This is a genomic window from Yoonia sp. R2331 (assembly GCF_041103235.1).
GTDB lineage: Bacteria > Pseudomonadota > Alphaproteobacteria > Rhodobacterales > Rhodobacteraceae > CANMYO01.
Map to the genome: position 1 here is coordinate 2,272,739 of NZ_JBGCUN010000001.1, position 25,784 is coordinate 2,298,522.

Consider the following 25,784-nt stretch of genomic DNA (forward strand, 5'->3'; position numbering starts at 1 on the left):
CCCGCTGTTTTGCTGCCCCCTAGCGGTAACGTGGGCAGCACAGTGGGGTCAAGCGGCCTCGCTCAGGACCCTTGCGAGATCGAACAGGCGACGGCGCTGGTTTTCCGGGATCGCATAGTAGGACCGAAGCAGTTCAAGCGCCTCTTTGTCCGTCAGGATATCACCGGGCAGATCGTTTTTGGCTTTGTCGTCCTGCTGGGCCGCAAGACCTTCAAAGAAGAAGGACACGGGCACATTCAGAACCCGGCTGATATCCCACAAGCGCGAAGCGCTGACGCGGTTCATGCCGGTTTCGTATTTCTGGATCTGTTGGAATTTAATGCCGACAGCCTCTGCCAGCTGTTGCTGGGTGGTTCCGTTCATCCAACGGCGGTGGCGAATACGCTTCCCGACGTGGACATCTACTGCATGTTTCATGACACATCCTTTACTACGTTACTTGTTGTGGCCGCGTTTCCCCACCAAAACACCGATTGGCGCGACCTTGCCATTTGGCCTGAGCTTGTCTTAACCCGCTGCCAACAAGACACGCAACGGTTGCAGGCGGTCAAGGTAACTAAAGGACAGGTCTCACCACCTTTTTACTGAAACAGAACATATTTGATCACTTTTTCGACGCTGCGTCAGAGGAAGACTTGCGCCCGTTTACCTTTGGAGCGCATCAGGTCACCATCGGCCCGGACAAGCCAACAAAGGAAAACCTCTTATGCGCGCCTTTCAAGTTTCAGATTTCGCTGTTCCCGCAGCATTGTCAGAGGTTGTAGCACCAAAACCCCAAAGCGGCGAAGTTCTTTTGGAAATAAAGGCATGCGGGCTGAATTTCGCTGATCTGCTGATGGCGAATGGCACCTATCAGGATACACCAAAGCCACCCTTTACTCTTGGGATGGAGGTTTGCGGAACGGTGATTGCGCAGGGGCCGGATGTCACGACGCCAAAGGTTGGCGAACGGGTGGCGGTTTTCGGCGGGCAAGGTGGATTGGCTGAGCAAGGAATTTTCCCGGCCGCATTGTGTCGCGCGGTGCCAGATGCAATGCCCGCCACGGTTGCGGCGGGGTTTCAGGTGGCTTACGGCACGTCGCACCTTGCACTGACCCGCCGCGCGCATCTGCAGGCTGGTGAAACACTGCTAGTGCTGGGGGCGGCAGGCGGCGTCGGGCTGACTGCGGTGGAAATCGGCAAGGCACTTGGGGCCACGGTGATTGCGGTTGCCCGCGGGGCCGACAAGTTGGCCGTGGCCAAGGCCGCAGGGGCAGACCACCTGATTGACAGCACGACCGCTGACATCAAGACAGCCGTCAAAGCCTTGGGCGGCGCAGACGTGATCTATGATCCGGTGGGCGGGGATGCGTTCAAGGCAGCGCTTGGCGCGGCCAACCGCGAAGCGCGTGTGTTGACCATCGGATTTGCCAGCGGAGACGTGCCGCAGGTGCCTGCCAATATTATTCTGGTCAAGAACATCACGGTGATCGGGTTCTACTGGGGTGGCTATCTGAAATTCAATCCAACCGCACTGACCGACAGTCTGGGCGCGCTGATGGAGATGTACGTGGATGGCCGGCTGAAGCCCCATGTCAGCCACGCCCTGCCCCTTGAACAGGCGCAGGACGCGCTGGACCTGTTGTCCAGCCGCAAGGCCACTGGCAAGGTTGTGGTTACGCCGTAACCACCTGTGGCAGCGCAATCGGTGCGGGGCGAAAGGCGTCTTCCAACATGCGCGTCAGATCATCCATTGCAGCCCCTGTCGCCAGTTCAGCGCGGTAAAGGTTGATCTGCATCTGGTCGAGCTTGGGCAACCCAGTGCTGACCGGCAGTCGGTCAAAATAGGGCGGTTCGGTCCCGTCCAGCACGGCGTGGATCGCCAGATCAGCGCTGACTGTCGCCTCAATCGCGCGGTCGCCGTCGCCTTCTACGGCCATTTCCCAAGCGATGCCTGCGTCATCAAGTGACCGTTGTACACGCGGTCGAAACAGGCAGCTTTGGCAAAACGCCAGCGGCAGCGGACGCGCCCGCCAGACGGTGCTGCCGGGGGCCCCGACCCAGACCAGGTTGCGGGTACACAAGGTCTGGCGTCCTTCACTGCCTTCGGATTCTGTTGTCAGGATCAACTCAACCTCGCCTCGGTTGAACTGGGTCTTGAGCGCCTGCGTATTGGATGACAGCAATCGCACCCGCAGGCGTGGGTAGGCCGCATTGAAGCGGTGCAGCACCTGCGGAATGGCAGGGTAGACGATGTCATGCGGCACGCCCAACTTGATCTCGCCTTCGAATTCCTCCGAGGTGAGCTTGCCGTAAACCTCGTCATTGAGGTCCAGCATGCGCCGCGCATAGCTGACCAGTTGTTCGCCCGATGCCGTCAGCCCAATTGTACGCGCAGAGCGGTCGAGCAGTTCGACACCAATCGATTCCTCAAGCCGCTTGAGCTGCATCGACACTGCCGATTGCGTGAGATTCAGGAAACCGGCGGCCCGCGTCACGCCACCGGTATCAGCTACAGCCACAAAGGAACGCAGGGCGGTCAGATCTAGATTTCTGGGCATATCACAATTCCTGATACTTCAATTTCCAAACATTCATTTTCCTTATCTCACGTTTTGACCCACATATCAACCATACATATACGACAGCGCGAATTCATCACGAAGGAGAATGCAATGTCCAAGACCTTCAAGATCACCCGCCCCGCCCCCTGGCCCCGCCACGCGGGCCTGATGCAACTGATCCAGCGGTTGACCCAAGTGCGACGGCAGCGGATCGACCTGGCGAGCCTTGAACCGCACCTGCTGAACGATATCGGCGTAACAGAAGCCCAGGCCCGCACAGAAGCCAATCGCAGCATTTGGGACGCCCCCGAACACTGGCGCTAGGCCACCCAGCGGCGGCGCAGTCGGGTATTCCAGACCTTTGTTGACCAAACGTAAGGAATACCTGACCCGCCCGCGACCAAAGGTATGGTTTGCCAGACTGTCGGGTTGCTTGAGCCGCGTCTAGCAAAGTGGCAAGACACGAAAACAGTAAATGAAATCAAAATATTGGGACACCTCATCATGTACACTGCATCTTCCTTCACCGCCATCAACACCCCTGTAATCGCTGCCAAGCCTGCACCGGTTTCTGGCCTGATTGGCAAGCTCATTGCCCTGCACAAGCAGCGCAAGGCACTGGCCCGGATGGACGACGCGCAACTGCATGATCTGGGGCTGACCTTTGCCGAAGCCCAGGCCGAAGCATCGCGCCCGCTTTGGGATGTTCCGGCCACTTGGGCGCAGTGACCGGCGGCCAACTGCGACATTCCGGCACAGACCATTCGAAAACCGGCACGGACCCCTCAGGTTCCTCTTGAAAACAAGGGGGTCTGTGCCGATATTGACCCTAAAGCGGGCACAAATCCGTTTGTTGTCTAAATTGGAGGTCAATATGGCTGAATATCAAACGATCCGGACCGCGAGCGGCGCACGCTCTGCCGAGATCGATCAGGGCCTGCGCGCCCATATGAACAAGGTCTACGGCACAATGTCCGTGGGCATGATCATCACATTTGTGGCGGCTTGGGCCATTGCCGGCCTGTCTGTCACATCCACTCCTACGGAATACCAGATCGGGGCCAATGAGTACCTCACCGGGCTTGGCTATGCCTTGTTCGCGACCCCACTGAAGTGGGTAGTGATGCTGTTGCCGCTGGGTATGGTGTTTGGCTTTGGCGCGGTGTCAAACCGTGCGTCGGCCGCCGGGCTACAAACCTACTTCTACGCCTATGCCGCCGCGGTTGGTCTGTCGCTCAGCGCGATCTTCCTAGTCTACACCGGGTTTTCGATCGTGCAGGTCTTCCTGATCACGTCCATCGCTTTTGCGGGTCTTTCGATCTGGGGTTACACCACGAAGAAGGACATCTCTGGCTGGGGATCATTCCTGATCATGGGTCTGATCGGCCTGATCGTGGCGATGATCGTGAACATCTTCCTGCAGTCGTCTGCGATGGAATTTGCGATTTCGGCAATTGGTGTGCTGATCTTTGCAGGCCTGACCGCCTATGACACCCAGAAGATCAAGACGACCTATATCGCGCATGCCGCACACGGCGATCAGGAATGGCTGGGCAAGGCTGCGATCCACGGCGCGTTGTCACTCTACCTGGACTTCATCAACCTGTTCATCATGTTGCTGAACCTGCTGGGCAGCCGCGAATAACTTCGTACTGAGATCGAATATGAAAGGGCCGGTGGAAACACCGGCCCTTTTTTCGTCGTTCAGAAGGGTAGCTTAGATGAAATCAAAGTTGTTGGTATCGTCGATCTCAAGCTCTGTGACCCCGCGCAGGTATATCTCGCCAGTGCCGTAATCGACCAGCACGCCGCGGGCATCCTCTGCAAAGGCCAAATCTCCAAAGACGATGGTGCCGCCTTCAAAGACAATGGTATCGGTGCCGACATCGAAATCCCGGATCACGTCTGAGCCGTCGCCTTCCGCGAAAAAGAATTCGTCAGCTCCGTTGCCACCCTGCAGAATGTCGTCATCGCCGCCGCCACGGATGTCGTCGGCACCGGCACGGCCCCAGATGATGTCGTCGCCAAGGTTGCCATTGACGGTGTCGTTGCCATGCCCGGATTCAACAACGTCCTGGTCATCGCTGCCTTCGTAGTAGTCGGCACCGTTCCACATATGGACATAACGAATGAAGCCATAGTTGTAGATTTCGTCGTTGCCATCCGCCACGTCAAGCGTATCGGTATAGCCATGGTTGATCACCACGTCGTCGCCAGATCCGGTGCCAATGTCGCCGGCACCGGCAGAACCGATTTCCACGGAATCGTTGCCGCTCCCCAGCCAGATCTGGTCGACCACGCCGGTGGTCGTAACGATGTTCACGGTGCCTGACGACGTTGAGTGAAACGAGCCGCCGCCGCCGCTGCCGTAGGTCATGTCGACGGCGTTGTCATCCCTGACGGATACGCTGCGCACATAGCCTTCGGAACTGATGTTGTGGTAGCCTTGGATCGCCCAGATTTCGATCGATTCCATATCTCCCGTTCCGTTGGTGATCGCGTTGTTGATCCCCGAACCGCCCCAGAGTTTGAGCGTGTTGACGCCATAGGAATCTGTATCCAGCGTCAGGTCCCCGTGAGAGACCAATGTACCGATCCAGGACGGACCGGTTGTCGAGATGACATTGGAGCCGCCGGCCAGTTCAATCGCGAGGACAGATGAATTTCCTTCCATCGACATGGTCACATCGCCATAGGATTGGAGCCAGTGCATCTCTGAATTGCGCAGTGTGAGGTCGTTGCTTCCGCCGCCAAGGATCGTGTGCTCGATCAGCGATCCATTGAAGAGTTTGATGACATAGTCGCCATCAAACCCGTTGAGATTGCTGATGAGTGAATTGTTCAGCGTGACACGATCATCGCCATCTTCCATGCCAACCGTCAGCGCGCTGCTGTTGTTACGCATGACCAGAACGTCGCGACCTGCCCCAAGGCTGACGTAGCCTGCGATGCCGCCAAACATCTCCACACGATCATTTCCATTGCCCATGAAGGCACTTTCAACGTTGGTGCCTGACAGAATTTTCAGAACATCGTTTCCGCCCTCCAGTTTGAGCGTAAAGACGTTTGACTGCAATGTGACTTCGTTTCTGCCGTTACCGGCATCAAGAAACCCAAGCCAACCCGCATTCGTGCCCTTAAAGAAGTCCTCGCCCCCGTTGAGATAAAAAGATGTCTCATCGGCCGCTCCCATGCGCCAGATGGTAAATCCGTCTGCATCGGTCCCAATGTTAAAAAATGGCATGTACCGCCCCCCAAAATAAAACTAGATCAATCAGCCAAAAATTGGCCCAACTAGTTTGCACAGATTCAGGAGATCTCGAAAACGCGCGCAATTGCCGCCATAGGTCTTTCGCGCAAAGCAAAAGGGCCGCGCTGATCAGCGCGGCCCTTTGAAAGGTTCGTTTGGCAGATCGCTTACTTGATCTTGCCTTCCTTGTATTCCACATGCTTGCGCACGACCGGGTCATACTTTTTGACAACCATCTTTTCGGTCATCGTGCGCGCGTTTTTCTTGGTAACGTAGAAATGCCCGGTCCCCGCGGTGGAGTTCAGGCGGATCTTGATCGTGGTTGGCTTCGCCATGTGTCTTCTCCGGCTGCGCCGCGTCTGGCGCGGGCGTGAATCTCATTGAAGCTGCCTTTTACCGGGCGCGTGTTGCCTGTCAACCGCAAACACCGTGAATCCCGGTTCTGCCAGTCCAGAGATGCGATTATTCGTCGAATAATCGGGGATTCGAATTTTCGACGAAAATTCGCGTCAGAACAGGACGCTGATCGGTCCGGCATGGCGGACCACGCCGCCAGACATCGCGGACTTGGCCGAGAATATCTGCGCGATCCAGCTTTCAGGAGATTGGGGACGGGCAAGTGACGTCATGCCTCTACCCAACCCCAACGTGGTAATAGATCAATGAATGCGCGGATGGCCTATAAGCCGGATTCTGTCCCCCGTGTTGCCACGGATGGATGACCATTCATCTGGGGTCGCTGTTGCCAACGGCCCTCTAGCTGCCAACCCGGACCTGCTGGGGATCAAGCCTCCCCGCCGGTTGCCCGGCACGCGGTCCCTATTTGGCATTGCTCCTGGTGGGGCTTGCCGTGCCGCGTCTGTTGCCAGCCGCGCGGTGGGCCTTACCCCACCGTTTCACCATTAACCGGGCGGACCCGGCCTGTCTGTTCTCTGTGGCGCTCTCCCTGGAGTTACCCCCGCCGGGCGTTACCCGGCACCATGCTTTGATGGAGTCCGGACTTTCCTCGAACGGTTGCCCGCCCGCGATCATCCAGCCATCCGCGCGACGGATGGCTTAGGCGGTCACGCCGCTTGCGTCAACGGGGAAGCGCCCTGCCAAGTCCGCCATCAACGTGCGATCGATGTCATCAAGGGGACCTGTTTGATGGGGCCGGAACCGCAAACGGAATGCCGCAAGGCGCAGGTCGTCCGTGACTTCCACCGTATAGCCAAACCGGCGCGCCGCGGCGTCAAAATCCGAAGAGGGCGCGCCAGCAACCGATGAGGGCCAGACAGACAGCCCCGCACGCGCCAGCCGCTGCCAGTCAAACCGGGGCCCGGGGTCAATCTTGCGCCCCGGCGCCATATCCGAATGGCCGATCACCCGTTCGGGCCGGATCGCCCAGCGCTGTGTGATCCCGCCCAGCAGCTCCTCGAGCGCATCCATCTGTGGCGCAGCAAAGGGGCAATCGCCGGGGTTGGCAAGCTCGATCCCGATGGACCGGCTGTTGATGTCGGTCACCCTGCCCCAGCGGCCCGCACCGGCATGCCAGGCGCGGAGTTCTTCCGGCACAAGCGCGACAACTTCGCCATTTTCCGCGATGAGGTAGTGCGCCGATACTTCGGTCTTGGGATTGCACAGCGTGTCACACGCCGCCGCTGCCGATTGCATTGCAGTGTAATGGATCACAACAAGGTCAGGCGTGGCACCATCCCGGCGCGGCCCGCAATTGGGGCTATCGCGGCGCGTCAGCCTCAGTTGCCTGCCGCCAGAAGGAATGGCGCCGGATCCCAACCGCAGGCAAAGCCATCGCCATCGGGGTCAATACCGCGCGGGTCACGCTCTGGCCCGCCGCGGGCCAGAAAATCGCGCTGCGCCGCATCGGGCGAATTATAGGTGGCGCAATTGCGCTGGAACCGACCCTGCCCCGACAGGATCGAGCGGGAATACCATTCCTGCCCTTTGCGGTTTGGCGCGTTCAGCGCAAATTCCACGATATTGGGGCCGGTATCTGCGGGACGGGTCGGTAGGGCGGTCGGTGCGATCACCTCACGCTGTGCCGCTTGAGCCGCACGGCGCTGCGCGTCCGATTCAATTGATTCCCGGCTGCTGACAGCGCTGAAATCCTGCTCGTCCGAAATACCGGGGTTGTTCTGCAGTTCGGGTGCAGCATTGGTGGGGCTGGCCTGCACACCCTGCGTGCGGCTGGGGTCAAGTGCGGACAGCGGCGCGCCCACTTGTCCGCCCGGCCTGGCCCCTTGTCCGATGCCCGCAGCAGCCAGATCGGAGGATGGGATCGCTTGGGTTTGCACAGCCGACGGCGGGCCAAAGTTCGTCGTCCCGGACCCTGTCAGCGCCGCCTCACGCGCGAGGCGCTGGCGTTCGAACTCAATCGGATCGCCAAAGCCCACACCGCGGTTGCTTTCTGGCACGCTTGACGCGCAGCCCGCGACCACAACGCTAAGCGCCAGAACAATGATACCCTTGGACAAGACCGCCACCCGTATTTTGCCGTTTTGACGGATTTACCACCACTTGGCGGGCTTGGCTACAAATCCCGCTGCACGTTCCAGTGAATAGGCGACGTTCAGCAATTCGGCCTCTTCCCATGGCTTTCCGATCAGCTGCAAGCCAAGGGGCAACCCTTTGGCATCCAGACCCGCAGGGATCGCGATGCCGGGCAGACCGGCCAGGTTCACCGTCACCGTAAAGACGTCGTTGAGATACATCTGAATCGGGTCGAAATTGGCCCCCAGTTCAAATGCGGCAGAAGGTGTCGCAGGCGTCAGGATCGCGTCAACACCATCGGCAAACACAGTTTCAAAGTCGCGCTTGATCAAGGCGCGGACCTTGCGGGCGCGGTTGTAGTAGGCGTCGTAGAAGCCTGCGGACAGCACATAGGTGCCGACCATGACGCGGCGCTGCACCTCTGCCCCGAAGCCTTCGGCGCGGGTTTTCTCGTACATCTCGGTGATGCCGTCGCCCTGCTCCAGCTTGGCGCGGTGGCCAAAGCGGACGCCGTCATAGCGGGCAAGGTTTGACGAGGCTTCTGCCGGGGCAATCACATAATAGGCGGGCAGCGCATATTGGGTGTGCGGCAGTGTGATGTCGACGATCTTGGCGCCCGCATCCTTCAGCATCGCGGTGCCATCGGCCCAAAGCTTTTCAATCTCGGCAGGCATCCCATCCATGCGGTATTCTTTCGGGATACCGATGGTCTTGCCCTTGATGTCGCCGGTCAGCGCCGCCTCAAAATCCGGCACAGCGATGTCGGCGCTGGTGCTGTCCTTGGGATCGTGGCCGCACATGGCCTGTAGCATGATGGCGCTGTCGCGCACGTCCTTGGTCATCGGCCCGGCCTGATCCAGCGAAGAGGCAAAGGCAACAATGCCCCAGCGGCTGACGCGACCATAGGTCGGCTTGATGCCTGTGATGCCGGTAAAGGCGGCTGGCTGGCGGATTGATCCGCCGGTGTCGGTGCCTGTGGCCGCAAGGCACAGATCAGCCGCCACAGCCGCCGCAGAGCCACCAGAGGAACCACCCGGTGTCAATGCGGCGTCAATCTTCCAAGGGTTCACCGCATTGCCATAGACGCTGGTTTCATTGGACGAGCCCATGGCAAATTCGTCCATGTTCAGCTTGCCCAGCATCACAGCACCGGCATCAAAAAGCTGCGTGGTAACGGTGGATTCATATTCCGGTTTGAACCCTTCCAGAATTTTGGAGGCCGCCTGCGACGCCACACCTTTGGTGCAAAAGAGGTCCTTGATCCCCACCGGAATCCCGTTGAGCGCGGGCGCATCTGCACCGGCGCGGGCATCTGCCGCCTTGGCCTGTTCCATCGCCAAATCAGGCGTGTGGTGGACAAAAGCGTTCAGCGCGCCTGCGGCCTCTGCCTCGGCCAGACAGGCGCCCGTCAGTTCAGCAGAGGTCAGATCACCCTTGCGCATGGCGTCACGGGCGGCAGCGATAGTGAGTTTGGACAGCTCGGACATTATTCAACCACCTTTGGTACGGCAAAGAACCCCTCACGCGCATCGGGCGCGTTTTTCAACACAGCGTCCTGCTGATCACCGTCGGTGACCACATCGTCGCGCCGCTTCAGCCGCTGCGGCGTCACCGATGTCATCGGCTCCACGCCGTCAACGTCCACCTCGTTCAATTGCTCGATGAACCCAAGGATCGCGCCAAATTCCTGCGCCAGCGCAGGCAGCGCGTCGTCTTCGACCTTGATCCGGGCGAGTTTCGCCACGCGGCGGGCGGTTTCGGTGTCAATCGACATGGGCGTTCTCTCGTCGGTTTTTGCTGCTGTCGCGTTTACCGCCGCGCCCAGCGACCTGCAAGGACATGTGCGGTGTAAACATGGATCATATAGCCCAGCATGATCGCATTCAGGATATGCCACAGAAAATGTGTGCCAATCGACAGGCTGGGGCAGACGATTTCATCCAGTGACCGCATGATGATCGAGGTCACAAGGATCGCGGCACCAATCATGAAACCGCGCGCCGTTTCAGGCTGTGTGCGGCGCAGGCCCACCCCGTAGGCCACCAGCAGGATCGGCACTGTCCAGTAGAAGTTCGAGATTTGCACGAAGGGGATCTGATCTAGGATAGGGACGACGATGGCCGCGTAGGGCACAAAAAGCGCCGTGGCGATCAGTGCGATCCACAGCGGCAGGCCCAGCACATCGCGGTGCACCAAAAAGAGGTAGGTCAGGATGAAAAGCCCGATGGGGGCTACGTCGGTCAAGGCAGCCCAAACAGTCGCATGGGTATGGAAAAGCCCGCTGCCGATGCCAATTGCAAACAGGATCACGCAGAGCACCCGCGCTGGGATCACCCCCGCAGTGCGCCGCCACATCACCACGGCGGCAATCAAGAACGCAAGATTGGTCACCGCGTTGATCGGCTCTGACCAGAGCGTCAGATCGACCCGTTCGCAGTATCCGTCAACTTGATCGGTCCAGTTCATCTTGCCCCTTACCCTCAGGTCATTACACTGCCCCCCATGAACCGAAAGGGCGCGTCATGAAGATCACATGGTTGGGACATGCAAGTTTTCGCATCGAAATTGAAGGGGCGGTGTTGCTGATCGACCCCTGGCTGGCAGGAAACCCCTCTTTTCCTGATGATCGCCGGGCTGAGGCCTTGGCGGGCGCAACGCATATCCTGCTGACCCATGGGCATTTTGATCATACCGCTGAAATCAGCGACATCGCGGCCGAAACAAAGGCAACAGTCTGCTGTATCCCGGAAATGGCCGGTGTGATCGAAGCGATGGGCCATACGGTGGTCGACTGGAACAAGGGTGGGACGATTGACTGTGCGGGCGCCAAAGTGTCGATGGTCAATGCGGTGCATTCGTCATCCATGCCAACTGCTGACGGGGTCATCTACAGCGGCACCGAAAGTGGATTCATGATCGGGGGCGAAGGCCACATGATCTATGTGTCGGGCGACACCGACATCATGGCGGATATGGACTGGATGGGCGATTTTTATCAGCCCGACATCGGCATCCTGTGTGCAGGCGGCCACTACACGATGGGAATGAAAGGCGCTGCCTATGCGGCCAAACGCTATTTCAACTTCAAGACGGTTATTCCCTGCCATTACAAGACCTTCCCGCTGCTCGAACAATCGGCGCAGGCGCTGATTGACGGGCTTCCGGGTGTTGATGTGCAAACTCCCGAGGTGATGGCCCCTATCGACTTTTGATGGTGGCGGTCAGACAACCGGTGTCTTCGTCGAAGGCTGAATGGCTATAGCGGTAATGACTTGCAGGTAAGCCGCTTTCGAAGTCCGCGCAAAGGGTGTAGCGCCGTTCATCCAAGCCGGTGTAGCGATATGTGCCGTCTTCCAAAGCGTCTGAAATATCCTCTTTGATCGCAAAAACTGAGTCGCAGTAGCTTTCGCCATTGGTGGGCACGGCGTCAGGAGCTGTGCCGCCCGAACAATAGAGGGCGCGGGTGATGATCCGCAGATCGGCATGGCGCTGTTCGTCGCGTTTCTCGGCGCGCGCTGCACCGGGCCCGCCGGCCACAAACAGCCCCACGGCGATCGCCGCGATGGCCACGCCGGCCATGGTGATGCCTAAGACCTTTTTCATGACATGCCCTTCCCGACCTGCCGCCGGTAAAACAGAAAAATGGACCCTGAAATCGCTGCGACCACCAAGGTCCGCAAGATCGTGACATCGGTCAGCTCACCGTTCAGGAACTGCGCGAGCGTCCAGCCGAAATTGCCAAGGAAGGTCAAAGCTGTCGCCAAAAGTGTCAGATAGGTCAGCCAGTTGCGGATGACCGAACGGCTGCGACCGGGGTTTGCGGCCTCTAGCTGACCCTCGCGGTAGGTCAGATAGGCGAAAAGCGGCGCTGTGGCGATCAAACCGGCGATGGCATTGCGGATAGAGCGCACGGTCCATCTTGGAAGGTGGTCATCTGCCAGAACAAGGTCGATGATCGAAAAGCAAAGCCAATTCAAATAGATGGCTGCACCAAAGAGCAGCGCAAATGTCAGCCCATGCACAAAGAAATCCCGCGCGGAGACCACAGACTGCGGGCTTGGCACCGGTTGCGAAAACGCCACGTCCGACCATGCAGACAGGGCATCATTCACCTCATCGGCGGACCAACCGGCCTGCGTCAGCGCGGCTTTGATATCAGGTCGGGACTGACCGGCGCTAAGCGCGGAGCCGACAAATTCCTTGAGATCTTGTTTTGATGACATGTCATGGTCCTATTTCGCGACAACAAAATTGAACATAGTTCATGAACGCAGTTCAGTCAAGTTCGACGAGCCGAGAAAAAGGACAAGAGCAATGCCGCGCAGTCTTCGGCGGCCAGACCATCGTAGACCTCTGGCGCGTGGTGGCATTGCGGGTGGCTGAACACCCGTGGCCCCTGCGCCACGCCACCGGATTTGGGGTCTGCGGCACCATAATACAGCCGCGCGATACGGGCATTGCTGATGGCCGCGGCGCACATCGGGCAAGGTTCCAGCGTCACGTAAAGATCGCAGCCGGTCAGCCGTTCCTGCCCCAATGCAGTACAGGCTGCACGGATCACCAACACCTCGGCATGGGCGGTGGGATCATTCAGCGCGCGCGTTCGGTTGCCGTCCTGGGCAATCACCTGACCGTCCTGAACCACGCAGGCGCCCACCGGCACCTCGCCCCGTGCGGCGGCGGCGCGCGCCTCTGACAAGGCCACATCCATGTAACTGCGAAACGTCATATCTTTTGGTGTCGCGCAACACGCCGACTTGCAACCCCCGACATCAAGCGGGCATGTTGCGCCATGACTGAAGATATCTACGATCCGGACTACGTTGCATCCCTGTTTGATCGCTGCTCTGCCCGGTATCGCAACTGGAGCGCGGTCAGTTCCTTTGGTTTCGTCTGGCTTTGGCGCAAACAATGCGTTGCGCGGTTGATCGGACAACAACAAATCAGCCGGATCAGCGCGGGCAAGGTTGGGCAGCCCGCCACACCTGCCCCGCAAGTTGTTGATCTGATGGCTGGCACGGGTGAAGTCTGGCCGCATCTTTTGTCTGCCTTCCCCCGCGCGAGGATCACGGCGATTGATATCTCGGCCCGGATGCACACCGAAGCGGTGGAACGCCTGCACGGCACCCGTGCCGACAAGATCACCCACCTGCAAGCGAATGCGCTGGACACCGATCTGCCGGAGAACAGTGCGGATATGCTAGTGGCGACCTTTGGGCTCAAAACCTTTGACGCCGCACAGCAGGCGGTTCTGGCGCAACAGGTGGCCCGTATCCTGCGCCCCGGCGGCAGCTTTGCGATGATCGAGGCGTCGGACCCAAAGGGCTGGCTGCTGCGGCCGCTTTACCGGATTTACCTGGACCGCGCCCTGCCCCTGCTTGAACGGCTGTTCCTGCGGGGCGCGCAGGACTTTTCGATGATCGGAACCTATACGCGCAATTTTGGGGATTGCAGCCAAATGCAGGGCGCGCTGCGGGATGCGGGCCTGAACGTCACGCTCAAACGGCACTTTTTCGGATGTGCCACCTCTGTTGCGGGCACAAAGCCCGTTGCGCCGCATGATCCTGCGGCCTAAAGCCCTGTCATGACTGACAACACACCCAAGGGCGACCGCATCGCCAAAGTCCTGTCGCGCGCGGGCATCGCGTCCCGGCGCGAAGCCGAACGCATGATCGCTGACGGACGGATCACGGTGAACGGCAAGGTGATCGACAGCCCCGCGCTGAACGTCACGCCTGCGGACAAGATCACCGCTGATGGCAAGCCTGTGGGCGAGCCAGAGCCGCCGCGCATCTGGCTTTATCACAAGCCTGCAGGCCTTGTGACGACCGAGCGGGACGAAAAGGACCGCCCAACGGTCTTTGCCTCCCTGCCCGAAGATATGCCGCGCGTGATGTCCGTCGGGCGCTTGGACCTGAATTCCGAAGGGTTGCTGCTGCTGACCAACGATGGCGAGGTCAAGCGCCGGTTGGAACTGCCCAGCACCGGCTGGCTGCGCCGCTACCGCGTGCGGATCAAGGGCACCGCGTCCGAGGCCAAACTTGACCTCTTGCGCCAAGGGATCACCGTGGACGGGTTGCAATACCAGCCCATGGTCGTGACCTTTGATCGGCAGGTAGGGGCCAATGCCTGGCTGACGATCAGCCTGCGCGAAGGCAAGAACCGCGAGATTCGCCGCGCGATGGAGGCGATTGGCGCGGTGGTGAACCGGCTGATCCGCGTCTCTTACGGGCCTTTTCAGCTGGGCGAGTTGAAGGCCGGCGAAGTAGAAGAGGTCAAGCGCCGGGTGGTCCGCGATCAATTGGGTATCGACCCGCGGCCCAAGCCCGAGCGCAAGCGCAAACCGCCGCGGCGTAACGACTAGCCCCACCAAAACTATTTCAAGCTGTTCTGCGCCCGATCTTCGAATACCGTGACACCGGCGAATTCGCGCAGGGGGAAATTCCCCGGTGGTTGAACCTTGCCCCGTCCCGCAGGGTTCGGCATGTTAGCCCAAACGCCAATTGGGACTGGATTTATGGCCGACTTACTGACGCTGGAAAACGCGATGAACCTGCTTGTGCTGTGCTTTTTGCAAGCCGTGCTGGGGTTCGACAACCTTCTTTACATCTCGATCGAAAGCAAACGCGCGCCCGTTGCACAGCAAAAGGCGGTGCGAATGTGGGGGATCCTGATTGCTGTGGCGCTGCGGGTTGTGCTGCTGTTTGTGATGATCAGCCTGATCGACGCTCTGTCAGAGCCTTTCTACACTTTCACCTGGGACGGGGTGATTACCGGGGCGGTGAACTTTGCAACGGTGGTTTTTGTCTTTGGCGGCGCATTCATCATGTACACGGCCGTCAAGGAAATCGCGCATATGCTGTCGATGGACCATCTGGGCCACGATATCGAAGGGAAAGGCGGCAAATCAGCGGTGCAGGTGGTCATGCTGATCGTCTTCATGAACCTGATCTTTTCGTTTGATTCAGTGCTCTCTGCCCTTGCGATCACAGATGTCTTCCCGGTGCTTGCCACGGCGATCCTGCTGTCGGGTCTGGCAATGCTACTGCTGGCGGACGGGGTGACAAAATTCCTTGAAAACAACCGCATGTACGAAGTTCTTGGCCTATTCATATTGCTGATCGTCGGTGTCGTTCTACTGGGTGAAGCCGGGCAAGCTGCGGTTCACGGCGTCGAGGCGATGGGCGTACCTCACGAAGAAGCCAAGGAACTGGCACTCAAGATCTTTGGGCAGGAAATCGTGCCAATGTCGAAATCGACCTTCTACTTCTCGGTTGTGGTGCTGGTGGCGGTCGAGATCATTCAATCGGGCTATTCCCGCAAGCTGAATGCGGAACGTTCGGCCCGGCAGAAGCACTCATAATATGCAGCTGCCGCACATATCTGTGACACCGAAAGGGGGCCACGATGGGGCGACTGATCTTACTGGTGTTGCTGGTTGCGGCCTTTGCCGTGGCGTTGTCTGCAATCGCGCTGGCGCTGCGCGCCATTTCGCCGCAAGATAAAGGGGCTGTGGGGGACACGATGCCAAAGACCTTTTCGACCATCGCCTATGTGTTGCTGATCGTGCTGATGTTCGGTGTGGCGACCGGCTGGCTGGGTGCGGCCTGATGGCGCAGAAGTTTGGTGGCAAATATAGCCCCGGTCAGGGCGACGGCCGCGAAAGCGTGGACGACCGCCGCGTCGATGCAGCAGGCGCGCGCGCCAACATACTGTTCATTCCAGGCCTGATCGTGGCCTTTACCGCCTTTGGAAATGGTCCAGTGTCGCTGGCGCTGGGGCTGGTGGCCGCCGCCGATCTGACACTGGCCGCGTGGTTGCTGCGCGAAGGGTTGCGTGCCGAAGCGGCCTATGATGCGCGCAAGGTCGCGCGCCGCCCGGCCATTCCGCGCAAGATGCTGGCCAGCGCGTTGACGGGTTCAGGCGTGGCATTGGCCGCCTATGTTGGCGATAGCGGAATTTTCGGATCATTGCTTTATGGCGTGGTCGCGCTTGCCCTGCATGTTGCGGCCTTTGGCGTTGATCCGTTGAAAAACAAGCGTATGGAAGGTGTGGACACCTTCCAGCAAGAGCGTGTTGCCCGCGTCGTGGAAGAGGCCGAGGCGCATTTGGAGGTCATGAAAGGCCAGATCGCGCTGCTGCGCGACCGCAAGTTGGAGACGCGTGTGGCGGGCTTTCAATCTGCTGCGCGGCGGATGATCCGCACGGTCGAAGAAGACCCGCGTGATCTGACCGGAGCGCGCAAGTTTCTGGGCGTCTATCTGATGGGCGCCCGCGATGCGACGGTGAAGTTCGTGGATCTTGCCCAGCGCAAAACCGATCCAGAGGCGCGCGCATCCTATGCGGCGCTGCTGGACGATCTTGAGCAGAATTTCGCCGCCAAAACCGAAAAGCTGCTGCGCGATGACCGCAGTGATATGGATATTGAAATCAAAGTGCTGCGCGACCGGCTGCAGCGTGAAGGCGTAAGCCTGAAATAAAGGGGGACCCACATGTCCGAGACCATCCAAGCCAAGGCGCAGGCCGCACTTGCCGAAGTTGAAAAAGTGACAGCCGTTGTGCTGGCTGAGCCCAAGGGCGACCTGATCACGTTAGAGGCCGCAGACGCGCCCACAAGCGCCGAGATCACCACGCGCATGGCCGAAATTGACATGGAAGACACCAATTCCATCGTCCGTTTCGGGTCCGGCGCACAGGCCGAGTTGCAAGAGATCAGCCAATCCATGCTGGCCGGTGTCCGCAACAAGGACGTGGGCCCAGCCGGTGACAGCCTGCGCAACATCGTCAGCACCATTCGCGGGTTTTCTGTCAGCGAGCTGGACGTGCGGCGCAAGCGGTCCTGGTGGGAACGGCTATTGGGGCGTGCGGCACCGATGGCGAAATTTGTTGCGCGTTTTGAAGACGTTCAGGGCCAGATCGACAATATCACTGATGATCTGCTACGCCACGAACATGTGCTGCTGAAAGACATCGAAAGCCTTGACGTGCTGTATGACAAGACGCTGGAATTCTACGATGAACTGGCGCTTTATATCGCAGCGGGTGAGGCCAAACTGGCCGAGTTGGACAGCACCACAATCCCCGCAAAAGAAGCAGAGGTGCAGGCCGCCCCCGAAGAACAGGGCGTGATGAAAGCGCAAGAATTGCGCGACATCCGTGCCGCCCGCGATGATCTGGAACGCCGCGTGCATGACCTGAAACTGACCCGCCAGGTGACGATGCAATCCCTGCCTTCAATCCGGCTGGTGCAGGAAAATGACAAGTCACTGGTGACCAAGATCAACTCCACCCTCGTGAACACCGTGCCGCTGTGGGAAACGCAACTGGCGCAAGCCGTCACCATCCAGCGCAGCGCAGAAGCAGCAGAGGCCGTGCGCGACGCTAATGATTTGACGAACGAGCTTTTGACCGCCAACGCCAAGAACCTGCGCGACGCCAACAAGGTAATCCGCACCGAAATGGAACGTGGCGTGTTTGATATCAACGCGGTGAAACAGGCCAACGCCGACCTGATCGCTACGATCAACGAAAGCCTTGAAATTGCAGACGAAGGCAAGCGCAAACGGGCCGAAGCCGAGGCTGATCTGCAAAAGATGGAGCAAGAGTTGAAAGACACGCTGGCCAGCGCCAAGGCGCTAAAAACCGGCACCGGCGACAACCTCGGCACGGCTGCTGGCTGAATGGTGGGATTGCGCAAGGGTTGGATGGCGCTGGGTCTTGCGGCCCTGACGACCCTTGCCGCCTGCACCGAAGAGCTGCCCAACACCGCCCCGCCAGAGCCGCGACCGCAGTCGCGCGGGGTGCTGCCCACAACGGCGCCCCCTGCCCCAAGTGCGGAAAGCGAGGCGCTGGCGCTGTACTACCGCCGGCTGCAGAACGACCTGCTGGCCCAAGGGCTGTTGCGCGGCGATGGCGGCGGGCAGGACACGGCCTTTACCGATACGATGCTGGCGCGGAATTTCGTGCGCATTGCGCTATTTGATGAATATGTCACCGACGGTGATTTTCTGCGTCCGCAAGCCACGCTGTCGCGTCTCCGCCGCTGGGATCAGCCGGTGCGCATGATGGTCGAATTTGGCCCCTCTGTGCCGTCCGATCAGCGAATCCGCGACCGGGCGAGTGTCTCGTCTTATGCCGCGCGTCTGGCGCGGGTAACGGGCCAGTCCATCCGGCTGAGCGATAGCGCGCCCAATTTCCACGTGCTGATCCTGAACGAAGATGACCGCCGCGCATATGGCAACCGCCTGCGCGAGATTGTGCCAGGCATTTCAACGGGTTCGCTGAATGCCATCCTGAATCTGCCACGCGACCAGCTGTGCATTGTGGTGGCGTTTTCTGAGGGTGGCACGGCCAGCTATTCCAAGGCCGTTGCGGTGATCCGGGGCGAACATCCCCCGCTTTTGCGGACCTCTTGCATCCACGAAGAACTGGCGCAGGGTCTCGGCCTTGCCAACGACAGCCCACAGGCGCGTCCGTCGATCTTTAACGATGACGAAGAATTTGGCCTGTTGACCAATCATGACGAATTGCTGCTGCAGATGCTTTACGATCCGCGCCTGCGCACCGGCATGGCCCCCGCAGAGGCCGCCCCTATCGCCCGTCAGATCGCGCGCGAGATCATGGCCTCTGGCCCCAGCTAACGACAAAAAGGAGAGACCCGATGGGTATCTTGGATTTTCTTTCCGGCCAGTTCATCGACGTCATTCACTGGACCGATGACACCCGCGACACGATGGTCTGGCGGTTTGAACGCGAGGGCCATGAGATCAAGTATGGCGCCAAGCTAACCGTGCGCGAGGGGCAAGCGGCGGTCTTTGTGCATGAAGGGCAGCTGGCGGATGTGTTCAGCCCCGGGCTCTATATGCTCGAGACCAACAACATGCCGATTATGACCACGCTTCAGCATTGGGATCACGGGTTCAAAAGCCCGTTCAAATCGGAAATCTACTATGTGAACACGACGCGGTTTTCGGACCTCAAGTGGGGGACCAAGAACCCGATCATGATCCGCGACCCGGAGTTTGGACCAACCCGGCTGCGCGCCTTTGGCACATATACCATCAAGGTCCGCGACCCGGCCGTGTTCCTGCGCGAAATCGTCGGCACCGATGGCGAATTCACGATGGATGAAATCAGCTATCAGATCCGCAACATCATCGTGCAGGAATTCTCACGCGTCATCGCCGCGTCGGGCATTCCAGTGCTGGATATGGCGGCGAATACGGCTGATCTGGGCAAGCATGTCGCCAGCGCCATTGACAGCACAATCGCTGAATACGGGCTGGCGATCCCAGAGCTTTATATCGAGAACATCAGCCTGCCCGAAACGGTGGAAAAAGCGCTCGATGCCCGCACCTCGCGCGGGTTGGCTGGCAATTTGGATGAGCATCTCAAGTGGAAGGCTGCGGAATCAATGACCATGCAAGGGTCAAGCACGGGTCAGGCGATGGGCATGGGTCTGGGTGCCGGCATGGGGATGCAGATGGCGCAAGGGCCTTGGGGTGCCGCCCCGTCTATGGCCCCGCCGCCACCGCCACCGCCGCCGGTTGAACACGTCTGGCATATCGCCGCCGCAGGAGAGGTCACAGGCCCGTTTTCCAAGGCCGCTTTGGGCCGGATGGTCACGGACGGCAAATTCACACGCGACAGCATGGTCTGGACCCAGGGCCAGGACGGCTGGCAACCCGCAGAGGATGTGGCCGAACTTGCCCAGCTTTTCACCGTGATGCCACCGCCGCCACCGGGCGCATAAGGGTCGAGGGCCGTCATGACAACGGTGCGCAAGATTGATGCTGACACGGTCGTACCGCTGATTGATCTGGCGGTGCGGCCCGACCAAACCGGTTTTGTTGCACCCAATGCGGTGACGATTGCCCAAGCCATGTTCGACAAGGCCGCCGAGATTTATGGCATCTACGACGGTGACGCCCCGGTCGGTCTGATGGCGTTCATAGACATGTCGCATCCCGACGCAGAGCTGGAAGAGCGCGATACGCCCGACAGCCTGTATCTGTGGCGCTTCATGGTTGATCAGGCGCACCAAAAGCGCGGACATGGGGCGGCCGCCCTTGGTCTTTTTGACCAGATCGCCCGCGACCGTGGCCGGATCAAAGTCGTGACCAGTGCTGTGCCCGGGTCGGGTTCGGCGATCCCGTTTTACGAACGCGCGGGCTATGCCAAAACCGGACAAATCGACGAAGGCGAGGTTGTCTTGGCAAAAGCCCTGTCTAGGCCGGATTGACCCAACCGGACTGAGGTTGAAACTATTTGCAAAGGGGCGACGTGTGTTCTGACATGAAAGTGCCCGGATCCATTTTTGCGCGAGTGATGCAGCGCCTGCCGCATCGCCGCAGCTGGCTCAAGGCAATGCATGCCGCGATGATCCCGCTGTTGATCTGGTTCATTGTTGTGACGCCAGAAGATGTGGTGCCGATAGGCCCGATGGCGTTTCAGTTTCATTCCATCCTTGCGCTGGTCTTTGTCACCTTGTCGCTGATCTGGATGGCCGACTATGTCCGCAGAGGGTTGGCTGGGCGTCCGGGGCCAAAACTGGGGCCAAAGGCCCGGGTGCTGCACAAGGTCCTGAACACCGCGATCATCTGGGGCCTCTTTGGTGTGGCGATCACCGGTTTCCTGCTGGGGCTCACGTCAGAGCGGATGTTGAAAGCGGGCGGCTTTCTACCTATTGCGCCGCCGCTGGGCCTGCCGCAAGCCAATGAGATCATTGGTACATTTCACATCTACGAATTCTATCTTCTGGGTGGGATCGTTGCGATCCATGCGGGGTTTCATATCTGGCGACATCTGGCAGTGCGCGACAATGCCCTGCGGATCATGGCCCCAAAAAGACTGCATAAATACCTGTGACAACCCCGCAGGGCTTGCTATCCATGCGGCATGACAGCACTGGCCGACCACCATTTTCCTTGCGACACCTGCGGGTCCGATCTGCGGTATGATCCCGGTGCCGATCAACTGACTTGCGACCATTGCGGCAACAGCCAGGCGATTGAAACCGACCGTGTGGCGGCGGGCGGCCTGCGCGAGCTGGATTTTCGCGCCGCGGTCAACAACACCCTGTCTGAGGCCGAGATTGAAGAGACCCGTGTCGTCACCTGCCCCAATTGCAGTGCCACGACTGAATTTGACCCCGACACCCATGCCGCCGAATGCCCGTTTTGTGCAACTCCCGTGGTCACCGATACCGGCACACACCGCCATATCAAACCGCGCGGTTTGCTTCCCTTTGCGCTGGACGAAGGTCAGGCGCGCGCGGCTCTGACCGGCTGGCTTGGCAGCCTATGGTTTGCCCCGGGCGGGGTGCAGGATTATGCGCGCAAGGGCCGTGCGATGAACGGCATCTATGTGCCCTACTGGACCTTCGATGCAGACACCAAATCAAGCTACACCGGACAGCGCGGCGACGATTACTTTGAAACCAAGACCGTCACCCGCAACGGCAAGCGTAAACAGGTGCGCGTGCGCAAGACCCGCTGGCGCGCCGCACGGGGCCGGGTTGCGCGGTTCTTTGATGATGTGCTCGTGCTTGCCTCGCAATCCTTGCCCAAGAAATACACCGACGGGTTGGAACCATGGGATTTGTCAGAGCTTGAACCCTACAACCCCGAATACCTGGCCGGGTTCCGGGCTGAGGGGTATCAGATCGAACTGGCCGACGGATTCACGCAGGCCCGCGCCTATATGGACCGGATGATCCTGCGCGACGTCAAATATGACATCGGCGGTGACCGGCAGCGGGTCAGCAATGTCAACACGCAGATCAGCGATGTGACGTTCAAGCACGTGCTGCTGCCCGTATGGCTCGCCGCCTACAAATACCGGGGCCGCACATTCCGCTTTGTCGTCAACGGGCGCACAGGCCGGGTGCAGGGCGAACGGCCCTATTCGGCTTGGAAAATCACCTTTGCCGTCATACTCGGCCTGATCATCGCCTTGATTGCGGGCTTTGTTATCGCTAACAGCCAATAAACATCTGAGAGGTGCCGACATGATCCTGTGCTGTGGTGAAGCCCTGATTGATATGCTGCCGCGTCAAAGCACGGCGGATGAACCGGCCTTTGCGCCCCATGCGGGTGGTGCTGTGTTCAACACGGCAATTGCGCTGGGACGGCTGGGCGAGGATGCGCAGATGTTCACCGGTCTGTCGTCTGATCTGTTTGGCGATGTGCTGCGCGCGGGGCTGGCCGCCAGCGGTGTGGATGCCAGCCCCAGCCACGTGAGCGACCGACCCACCACGCTGGCCTTTGTCAAACTGACCGACGGACATGCAGAGTACGCATTTTACGACGAAAACACCGCCGGACGGATGCTGACCGTGTCCGACCTGCCCGATGTCACGGCAGAGGCACTGTTTTTTGGCGGCATCTCTTTGGTGGTAGAACCCTGCGCCTCGGCCTATCAGGCGCTGATGCTGCGCGAAGCCCCCGGCAAGCTGACGATGATTGACCCCAACATCCGGCCCGGGTTCATCAAGGACGAAGCCGCGTATCGCGCTCGGCTGTCTGCGATGATGGCTGCCGCAGATGTCATCAAGACCAGTGACGAAGATCTGGATTGGCTGACCGGACAGCACGACATCCCGGCCTTGTTTGCGGCCACCGCCGCGCGGGTGATCCTGCTGACACGTGGGGCCGAAGGTGTCACGATCCACACCCGCGACGGTCAGGCCCATGTGGCCGCGCAAAAGGCGCAGGTCGTCGATACCGTCGGCGCAGGCGATACCTTCAATGCGGGTTTTCTGGCCGGGTTGCGCCGGGCCGGCCTGCTAACCAAGCCCGCGCTTAAAACGGCGGCGATGGATGAACTTGTGAAGGCGGCAAAGCTTGGCGCTGCGGCTGCTGCGATCACTGTCAGCCGCGCAGGTGCCAACCCGCCCTGGCAGTCCGAACTGTGAGAGCATTGCTGCAACGGGTCACCGCAGCTGCGGTGCGCGTCGATGGAAATGTGATCGGAGAGATTGGGCCGGGCCTTTTGATCCTTGTCTGCGCGATGCAGGACGATACCGATGCAGTGACCGCACCGCTGGCGTCCAAGATCAGCAAACTGCGTATCTTTGCCGATGACGCGGGCAAGATGAACCAAAGCCTGATCCAGACGGGCGGGTCCGCCCTGATCGTCAGCCAGTTCACGCTGGCCGCCGACACCGCACGCGGCAATCGCCCCGGCTTTTCACGCGCGGCCCCGCCGGACGTGGGCCGCGCGCTTTATGAACGCTTTGTTGCGGATATGGCCGCCCTAGATGTGCCCACCGCAACCGGCACATTTGGGGCCGATATGGCTGTGAGCCTGACCAATGACGGCCCGGTCACGGTCTGGCTGGACACCGCCGAATAGGCCAACCAGCCGCCCATCACGACTGGCGACAATCAGCCGAAACATCACCTTAAACGGCAGGGAATTGCCGCGTCAGTGACCCCTGCGCGCCATCTGATTGCCGGAATTGTGCGCCACTTCTAAGGCCTGTTCTGCACCAGATGAAAGGCCGCCCCATGTTTCTGCGCACCCTGATGATCGCCTGTGCCCTGTCCCTGACCGCCGGTGCGGCGGCTGCATCAAACGCCTGCGTCACCCCGCCCAACGTCAATGCCATGGCCAATGAGATCGCAGCAGGCGTTAACGCCAACCGCCGCGCTTATGGCCAGTCAAGCCTATCCTACAACCGCCGCCTGTCTCAGGCCGCGATGAAACATGCCTGCGACATGGCCGTAAACGGGTTCTTCGGGCACCGCGGCACCGATGGTTCCAATAGCCAAGCGCGTGTGCGTCAGGCCGGGTACCGTGACTGTCTGGTGGCTGAAAACCTTGCCTGGGGCTATCCCACTTCACAGCAGATCATCTCTGGCTGGATGAATTCTGCCGGGCACCGCAGCAACATGCTGCACCCCCGCGCCGCCGAGTTCGGTGTGGCGATCACCCAAGGGCCAAAAGGGCCAAACTGGGTGCTGGTGGTCGCGCGCGGCTGCTAGGCTGAATACACGTTCATCCGGCATCGACTGGTGCCCGCGAAACCACCGATGTGTCGCAGGTATTTCACCAGCGGCGCAGGGAAACGTTGTCCTGTGCCTAGTCCGGCAAGTTGTCACGGACGAAGATATTGATCGCGCAATGCACGTCTTCGGGGCTGCGGAGATCAAGAGCCACTTCAAGCGCCTGCTGCATCACACGGTCCATGTCATGGGCCAATACGGCCTGAAAACGTCCTTCATTCAAGGCCTTGCGGGTATAGGGTGTTATCTCGTGCCCGATAATCTTTAGCGGTGCTGGACAGCCATCGGCAAAGGCATCAATCAGTGACGGCTGTCCCCCACCGGCCAGATAGACCCCGCGCAGTGCATCACCTCGCGCGGCAAGCTCTGCCACGACCTGGCCGGTCATGGCCGGGTCACTGCCATAGGCTGCGGGCTGGATGACGGTCAGATCTGGGCGCGACAACCCCAGCGTTTGACGAAAACCTGACATGCGGTCCAGCAGGTGCCGAAACTGCAGGTGCCCCAGCAAAAGTGCCACTTCGCCCGCGCCTTGGGGTATCATTGTCGCCAGCAGGCGTGCAGCGGTGCACCCGGTGGCAAAATTATCCTGTCCGACATAAGCAAATCGCTGCGCGCGCGGGGCATCCGAGATGATGGTGATCACCCGCACGCCGCGCGCGCTCAGCCCGCTGAGCGCATCGGTCACATCATCATTGTCGACACCCACAATTACCAGCGCATCCGTCTCGGGTGGCAGCGATTGCAGCACCGGGATCACGCTGTCCGGTGCATAGGTATCATAGCGGTGGCTGTGGAATGTATGCCCGACAAAAGCGTCAAGGCCCGAGATTTGGCCCGCGCTGCGAAAGACCACATCAAAAAACGGGTTGGTGCCTTCCGGCAGGACAAGTGCGACGTTCTTGTGGGCAACGACCTTGCGGGCCGACAGGGATGAAGGCGCATAGCCCAGAGACCGCATTGCTGCCTCAACCCGCGCCACGGTTTCCGCGCGGACACCGGCCCGACCATTCAAAACCCGGTCGACCGTGGACCGCGAGAGGCCGCTTAATGCGGCGACATCACCCATGCGTGCCCGGTTGTTCGTCATTCTCCCCCCTTTTGCCATCAGTCAGACCGAACCCAGCGCAACTGATACGTTCCCTTCAAACATGGAACGCATAGGGGGTCGCGGGGAAATTTGAGACAAAAGCATCACGATTTAATCATATTGTCAGCGGGTTCCGCTGGAAACAGGATGAAATGCCGCAACCAATGCAGGTTTTTGCATGACTAGCACGACCAATTTAGACTGGCGGGCAGAGATATCGTGATTGCATTGCGTCACAGTCTGACGTAATCACATCACTACTCACAGGTCCACACTCTGGACATCACGTGAATACAGCTTTGGCGGTGTCTGACACTCTCCACACACACCCCGTCAGACATCGTCAAAGCACCCTTCTTCTTAGACAATCTGTTAAGTCTGGGCATCGGCGGACACTCCCCCCG

The 25,784-nt window shown here is 59.7% G+C and carries 32 protein-coding genes and 1 other RNA gene; 19 read left to right on the forward strand and 14 right to left on the reverse strand.

The genetic code is table 11. The annotated features are described in order from the left end of the window. Positions 1–48 precede the first annotated feature (48 nt). Positions 49–417: a helix-turn-helix domain-containing protein gene (locus AB3Y40_RS11655; RefSeq protein ID WP_369438960.1), complete on the reverse strand. Its 369-nt coding sequence runs from the start codon at positions 415–417 to the stop codon at positions 49–51. Positions 418–706: 289 nt separating this feature from the next. On the opposite strand from AB3Y40_RS11655, the gene AB3Y40_RS11660 reads away from it, so the two are divergent. Then, positions 707–1,666: an NADPH:quinone oxidoreductase family protein gene (locus tag AB3Y40_RS11660; RefSeq protein WP_369438961.1), complete on the forward strand. Its 960-nt coding sequence runs from the start codon at positions 707–709 to the stop codon at positions 1,664–1,666. Here AB3Y40_RS11660 and AB3Y40_RS11665 read toward each other — a convergent pair. Beyond that, positions 1,656–2,540, reverse strand: coding sequence for a LysR family transcriptional regulator (locus AB3Y40_RS11665; RefSeq protein WP_369438962.1), 885 nt, complete (start codon positions 2,538–2,540; stop codon positions 1,656–1,658). The genes AB3Y40_RS11660 and AB3Y40_RS11665 overlap by 11 nt on opposite strands. Positions 2,541–2,654: 114 nt before the next feature. On the opposite strand from AB3Y40_RS11665, the gene AB3Y40_RS11670 reads away from it, so the two are divergent. From AB3Y40_RS11670 to AB3Y40_RS11680, 3 genes are all read left to right on the forward strand, one after another. Further along, positions 2,655–2,867, forward strand: coding sequence for a DUF1127 domain-containing protein (locus AB3Y40_RS11670; RefSeq protein WP_369438963.1), 213 nt, complete (start codon positions 2,655–2,657; stop codon positions 2,865–2,867). 180 nt (positions 2,868–3,047) lie between these two features. After that, complete coding sequence (locus tag AB3Y40_RS11675) at positions 3,048–3,272, forward strand: DUF1127 domain-containing protein (RefSeq protein WP_369438964.1); 225 nt, start codon at positions 3,048–3,050, stop codon at positions 3,270–3,272. A gap of 145 nt (positions 3,273–3,417) precedes the next feature. Further along, entirely contained in the window at positions 3,418–4,188 is a 771-nt protein-coding gene (locus tag AB3Y40_RS11680) for a Bax inhibitor-1/YccA family protein (RefSeq protein WP_369438965.1), read from the forward strand. A gap of 72 nt (positions 4,189–4,260) precedes the next feature. On the opposite strand, the gene AB3Y40_RS11685 is transcribed toward AB3Y40_RS11680, so the two are convergent. The 8 genes from AB3Y40_RS11685 to AB3Y40_RS11720 form a co-directional block, all read right to left on the reverse strand. Next, the gene (locus AB3Y40_RS11685; protein ID WP_369438966.1) at positions 4,261–5,787 is read right to left on the reverse strand and encodes a calcium-binding protein; all 1,527 of its coding nucleotides are present in this window, start codon (positions 5,785–5,787) and stop codon (positions 4,261–4,263) included. A 173-nt stretch (positions 5,788–5,960) separates the two neighbouring features. Next, positions 5,961–6,128 carry a 50S ribosomal protein L33 gene (rpmG, locus tag AB3Y40_RS11690; RefSeq protein ID WP_058315632.1) on the reverse strand — a complete coding sequence of 56 codons (168 nt, stop codon included), beginning with the start codon at positions 6,126–6,128 and terminating at the stop codon, positions 5,961–5,963. A 331-nt stretch (positions 6,129–6,459) separates the two neighbouring features. After that, positions 6,460–6,837: RNase P RNA component class A (gene rnpB, locus AB3Y40_RS11695), an RNA gene on the reverse strand. Between the two features lie 12 nt (positions 6,838–6,849). Next, on the reverse strand, positions 6,850–7,569 hold the full coding sequence (locus tag AB3Y40_RS11700; RefSeq protein WP_459553981.1) for an N-acetylmuramoyl-L-alanine amidase: 720 nt from the start codon (positions 7,567–7,569) through the stop codon (positions 6,850–6,852). Further along, positions 7,530–8,276, reverse strand: a complete 747-nt coding sequence (locus AB3Y40_RS11705) for a hypothetical protein (RefSeq protein WP_369438968.1) — start codon at positions 8,274–8,276, stop codon at positions 7,530–7,532. The genes AB3Y40_RS11700 and AB3Y40_RS11705 overlap by 40 nt, the downstream gene beginning before the upstream one ends. A gap of 24 nt (positions 8,277–8,300) precedes the next feature. After that, on the reverse strand, positions 8,301–9,770 hold the full coding sequence (gatA, locus tag AB3Y40_RS11710; protein WP_369438969.1) for an Asp-tRNA(Asn)/Glu-tRNA(Gln) amidotransferase subunit GatA: 1,470 nt from the start codon (positions 9,768–9,770) through the stop codon (positions 8,301–8,303). After that, the gene (gatC, locus tag AB3Y40_RS11715) at positions 9,770–10,057 is read right to left on the reverse strand and encodes an Asp-tRNA(Asn)/Glu-tRNA(Gln) amidotransferase subunit GatC (protein ID WP_369438970.1); all 288 of its coding nucleotides are present in this window, start codon (positions 10,055–10,057) and stop codon (positions 9,770–9,772) included. The genes gatA and gatC overlap by 1 nt, the downstream gene beginning before the upstream one ends. 35 nt (positions 10,058–10,092) lie before the next feature. After that, on the reverse strand, positions 10,093–10,749 hold the full coding sequence (locus AB3Y40_RS11720; RefSeq protein ID WP_369438971.1) for a ceramidase domain-containing protein: 657 nt from the start codon (positions 10,747–10,749) through the stop codon (positions 10,093–10,095). 56 nt (positions 10,750–10,805) lie between these two features. Between AB3Y40_RS11720 and AB3Y40_RS11725 the strand changes: the two genes are divergently transcribed. Then, positions 10,806–11,495, forward strand: a complete 690-nt coding sequence (locus AB3Y40_RS11725; protein ID WP_369438972.1) for a metal-dependent hydrolase — start codon at positions 10,806–10,808, stop codon at positions 11,493–11,495. Here the strand turns inward: AB3Y40_RS11725 and AB3Y40_RS11730 are convergent. Genes AB3Y40_RS11730 through AB3Y40_RS11740 form a run of 3 tightly spaced genes read right to left on the reverse strand, consistent with a single transcriptional unit; the run spans position 11,482 to position 13,012 of the window. Further along, complete coding sequence (locus tag AB3Y40_RS11730) at positions 11,482–11,886, reverse strand: hypothetical protein (RefSeq protein WP_369438973.1); 405 nt, start codon at positions 11,884–11,886, stop codon at positions 11,482–11,484. The two genes, AB3Y40_RS11725 and AB3Y40_RS11730, sit on opposite strands and share 14 nt — an antisense overlap. Beyond that, positions 11,883–12,506 (reverse strand): DUF5671 domain-containing protein, encoded by a 624-nt coding sequence (locus AB3Y40_RS11735; protein WP_369438974.1) that lies wholly within the window; start codon positions 12,504–12,506, stop codon positions 11,883–11,885. Before AB3Y40_RS11735 ends, AB3Y40_RS11730 begins: the two co-directional genes overlap by 4 nt. 56 nt (positions 12,507–12,562) lie before the next feature. Then, positions 12,563–13,012, reverse strand: a complete 450-nt coding sequence (locus tag AB3Y40_RS11740) for a nucleoside deaminase (RefSeq protein ID WP_369438975.1) — start codon at positions 13,010–13,012, stop codon at positions 12,563–12,565. Between the two features lie 63 nt (positions 13,013–13,075). On the opposite strand from AB3Y40_RS11740, the gene AB3Y40_RS11745 reads away from it, so the two are divergent. From AB3Y40_RS11745 to AB3Y40_RS11810, 14 genes are all read left to right on the forward strand, one after another. Further along, positions 13,076–13,858, forward strand: a complete 783-nt coding sequence (locus AB3Y40_RS11745; RefSeq protein WP_369438976.1) for a class I SAM-dependent methyltransferase — start codon at positions 13,076–13,078, stop codon at positions 13,856–13,858. Positions 13,859–13,867: 9 nt separating this feature from the next. After that, entirely contained in the window at positions 13,868–14,647 is a 780-nt protein-coding gene (locus AB3Y40_RS11750) for a pseudouridine synthase (RefSeq protein ID WP_369438977.1), read from the forward strand. A gap of 153 nt (positions 14,648–14,800) precedes the next feature. Further along, a complete protein-coding gene (locus AB3Y40_RS11755) occupies positions 14,801–15,646 on the forward strand; it encodes a TerC family protein (protein ID WP_369438978.1) in 846 nt (281 codons plus the stop codon). 44 nt (positions 15,647–15,690) lie between these two features. Further along, entirely contained in the window at positions 15,691–15,894 is a 204-nt protein-coding gene (locus tag AB3Y40_RS11760; RefSeq protein ID WP_369438979.1) for a hypothetical protein, read from the forward strand. Next, a complete protein-coding gene (locus AB3Y40_RS11765) occupies positions 15,894–16,763 on the forward strand; it encodes a 5-bromo-4-chloroindolyl phosphate hydrolysis family protein (protein WP_369438980.1) in 870 nt (289 codons plus the stop codon). The genes AB3Y40_RS11760 and AB3Y40_RS11765 overlap by 1 nt, the downstream gene beginning before the upstream one ends. A gap of 12 nt (positions 16,764–16,775) precedes the next feature. After that, complete coding sequence (locus AB3Y40_RS11770; protein WP_369438981.1) at positions 16,776–17,963, forward strand: toxic anion resistance protein; 1,188 nt, start codon at positions 16,776–16,778, stop codon at positions 17,961–17,963. Between the two features lie 24 nt (positions 17,964–17,987). Next, positions 17,988–18,923 (forward strand): DUF2927 domain-containing protein, encoded by a 936-nt coding sequence (locus AB3Y40_RS11775; RefSeq protein ID WP_369438982.1) that lies wholly within the window; start codon positions 17,988–17,990, stop codon positions 18,921–18,923. A 20-nt stretch (positions 18,924–18,943) separates the two neighbouring features. Beyond that, complete coding sequence (locus tag AB3Y40_RS11780) at positions 18,944–20,035, forward strand: SPFH domain-containing protein (RefSeq protein WP_369438983.1); 1,092 nt, start codon at positions 18,944–18,946, stop codon at positions 20,033–20,035. A 15-nt stretch (positions 20,036–20,050) separates the two neighbouring features. Then, positions 20,051–20,524, forward strand: a complete 474-nt coding sequence (locus AB3Y40_RS11785) for a GNAT family N-acetyltransferase (protein ID WP_369438984.1) — start codon at positions 20,051–20,053, stop codon at positions 20,522–20,524. Positions 20,525–20,583: 59 nt separating this feature from the next. After that, complete coding sequence (locus AB3Y40_RS11790) at positions 20,584–21,150, forward strand: cytochrome b/b6 domain-containing protein (protein WP_369438985.1); 567 nt, start codon at positions 20,584–20,586, stop codon at positions 21,148–21,150. 30 nt (positions 21,151–21,180) lie between these two features. Next, positions 21,181–22,272: a TFIIB-type zinc ribbon-containing protein gene (locus tag AB3Y40_RS11795; protein WP_369438986.1), complete on the forward strand. Its 1,092-nt coding sequence runs from the start codon at positions 21,181–21,183 to the stop codon at positions 22,270–22,272. 19 nt (positions 22,273–22,291) lie between these two features. Beyond that, complete coding sequence (locus tag AB3Y40_RS11800) at positions 22,292–23,197, forward strand: carbohydrate kinase family protein (RefSeq protein WP_369438987.1); 906 nt, start codon at positions 22,292–22,294, stop codon at positions 23,195–23,197. Beyond that, positions 23,194–23,637: a D-aminoacyl-tRNA deacylase gene (gene dtd / locus AB3Y40_RS11805; RefSeq protein WP_369438988.1), complete on the forward strand. Its 444-nt coding sequence runs from the start codon at positions 23,194–23,196 to the stop codon at positions 23,635–23,637. The genes AB3Y40_RS11800 and dtd overlap by 4 nt, the downstream gene beginning before the upstream one ends. A 155-nt stretch (positions 23,638–23,792) precedes the next feature. After that, on the forward strand, positions 23,793–24,269 hold the full coding sequence (locus AB3Y40_RS11810; protein WP_369438989.1) for a CAP domain-containing protein: 477 nt from the start codon (positions 23,793–23,795) through the stop codon (positions 24,267–24,269). A 97-nt stretch (positions 24,270–24,366) separates the two neighbouring features. Here the strand turns inward: AB3Y40_RS11810 and AB3Y40_RS11815 are convergent, their stop codons facing one another. Next, entirely contained in the window at positions 24,367–25,380 is a 1,014-nt protein-coding gene (locus AB3Y40_RS11815) for a LacI family DNA-binding transcriptional regulator (protein WP_369438990.1), read from the reverse strand. Positions 25,381–25,784 lie beyond the last annotated feature (404 nt).

Coding starts and splice junctions, on each gene's coding strand:
- AB3Y40_RS11750 (WP_369438977.1), top strand. CDS start 13,868: ATGACTGACAACACACCCAAGGGCGACCGCATCGCCAAAGTCCTGTCG.
- AB3Y40_RS11775 (WP_369438982.1), top strand. CDS start 17,988: ATGGCGCTGGGTCTTGCGGCCCTGACGACCCTTGCCGCCTGCACCGAA.
- AB3Y40_RS11730 (WP_369438973.1), bottom strand. CDS start 11,886: ATGAAAAAGGTCTTAGGCATCACCATGGCCGGCGTGGCCATCGCGGCG.
- AB3Y40_RS11760 (WP_369438979.1), top strand. CDS start 15,691: ATGGGGCGACTGATCTTACTGGTGTTGCTGGTTGCGGCCTTTGCCGTG.
- gatC (WP_369438970.1), bottom strand. CDS start 10,057: ATGTCGATTGACACCGAAACCGCCCGCCGCGTGGCGAAACTCGCCCGG.
- AB3Y40_RS11660 (WP_369438961.1), top strand. CDS start 707: ATGCGCGCCTTTCAAGTTTCAGATTTCGCTGTTCCCGCAGCATTGTCA.
- AB3Y40_RS11670 (WP_369438963.1), top strand. CDS start 2,655: ATGTCCAAGACCTTCAAGATCACCCGCCCCGCCCCCTGGCCCCGCCAC.
- rpmG (WP_058315632.1), bottom strand. CDS start 6,128: ATGGCGAAGCCAACCACGATCAAGATCCGCCTGAACTCCACCGCGGGG.
- AB3Y40_RS11680 (WP_369438965.1), top strand. CDS start 3,418: ATGGCTGAATATCAAACGATCCGGACCGCGAGCGGCGCACGCTCTGCC.
- AB3Y40_RS11755 (WP_369438978.1), top strand. CDS start 14,801: ATGGCCGACTTACTGACGCTGGAAAACGCGATGAACCTGCTTGTGCTG.
- AB3Y40_RS11740 (WP_369438975.1), bottom strand. CDS start 13,012: ATGACGTTTCGCAGTTACATGGATGTGGCCTTGTCAGAGGCGCGCGCC.
- AB3Y40_RS11745 (WP_369438976.1), top strand. CDS start 13,076: ATGACTGAAGATATCTACGATCCGGACTACGTTGCATCCCTGTTTGAT.
- AB3Y40_RS11685 (WP_369438966.1), bottom strand. CDS start 5,787: ATGCCATTTTTTAACATTGGGACCGATGCAGACGGATTTACCATCTGG.
- AB3Y40_RS11720 (WP_369438971.1), bottom strand. CDS start 10,749: ATGAACTGGACCGATCAAGTTGACGGATACTGCGAACGGGTCGATCTG.
- AB3Y40_RS11655 (WP_369438960.1), bottom strand. CDS start 417: ATGAAACATGCAGTAGATGTCCACGTCGGGAAGCGTATTCGCCACCGC.
- AB3Y40_RS11780 (WP_369438983.1), top strand. CDS start 18,944: ATGGGTATCTTGGATTTTCTTTCCGGCCAGTTCATCGACGTCATTCAC.
- AB3Y40_RS11665 (WP_369438962.1), bottom strand. CDS start 2,540: ATGCCCAGAAATCTAGATCTGACCGCCCTGCGTTCCTTTGTGGCTGTA.
- AB3Y40_RS11795 (WP_369438986.1), top strand. CDS start 21,181: ATGACAGCACTGGCCGACCACCATTTTCCTTGCGACACCTGCGGGTCC.
- AB3Y40_RS11725 (WP_369438972.1), top strand. CDS start 10,806: ATGAAGATCACATGGTTGGGACATGCAAGTTTTCGCATCGAAATTGAA.
- AB3Y40_RS11675 (WP_369438964.1), top strand. CDS start 3,048: ATGTACACTGCATCTTCCTTCACCGCCATCAACACCCCTGTAATCGCT.
- AB3Y40_RS11785 (WP_369438984.1), top strand. CDS start 20,051: ATGACAACGGTGCGCAAGATTGATGCTGACACGGTCGTACCGCTGATT.
- AB3Y40_RS11765 (WP_369438980.1), top strand. CDS start 15,894: ATGGCGCAGAAGTTTGGTGGCAAATATAGCCCCGGTCAGGGCGACGGC.
- AB3Y40_RS11770 (WP_369438981.1), top strand. CDS start 16,776: ATGTCCGAGACCATCCAAGCCAAGGCGCAGGCCGCACTTGCCGAAGTT.
- AB3Y40_RS11810 (WP_369438989.1), top strand. CDS start 23,793: ATGTTTCTGCGCACCCTGATGATCGCCTGTGCCCTGTCCCTGACCGCC.
- AB3Y40_RS11735 (WP_369438974.1), bottom strand. CDS start 12,506: ATGTCATCAAAACAAGATCTCAAGGAATTTGTCGGCTCCGCGCTTAGC.
- gatA (WP_369438969.1), bottom strand. CDS start 9,770: ATGTCCGAGCTGTCCAAACTCACTATCGCTGCCGCCCGTGACGCCATG.
- AB3Y40_RS11800 (WP_369438987.1), top strand. CDS start 22,292: ATGATCCTGTGCTGTGGTGAAGCCCTGATTGATATGCTGCCGCGTCAA.
- AB3Y40_RS11815 (WP_369438990.1), bottom strand. CDS start 25,380: ATGACGAACAACCGGGCACGCATGGGTGATGTCGCCGCATTAAGCGGC.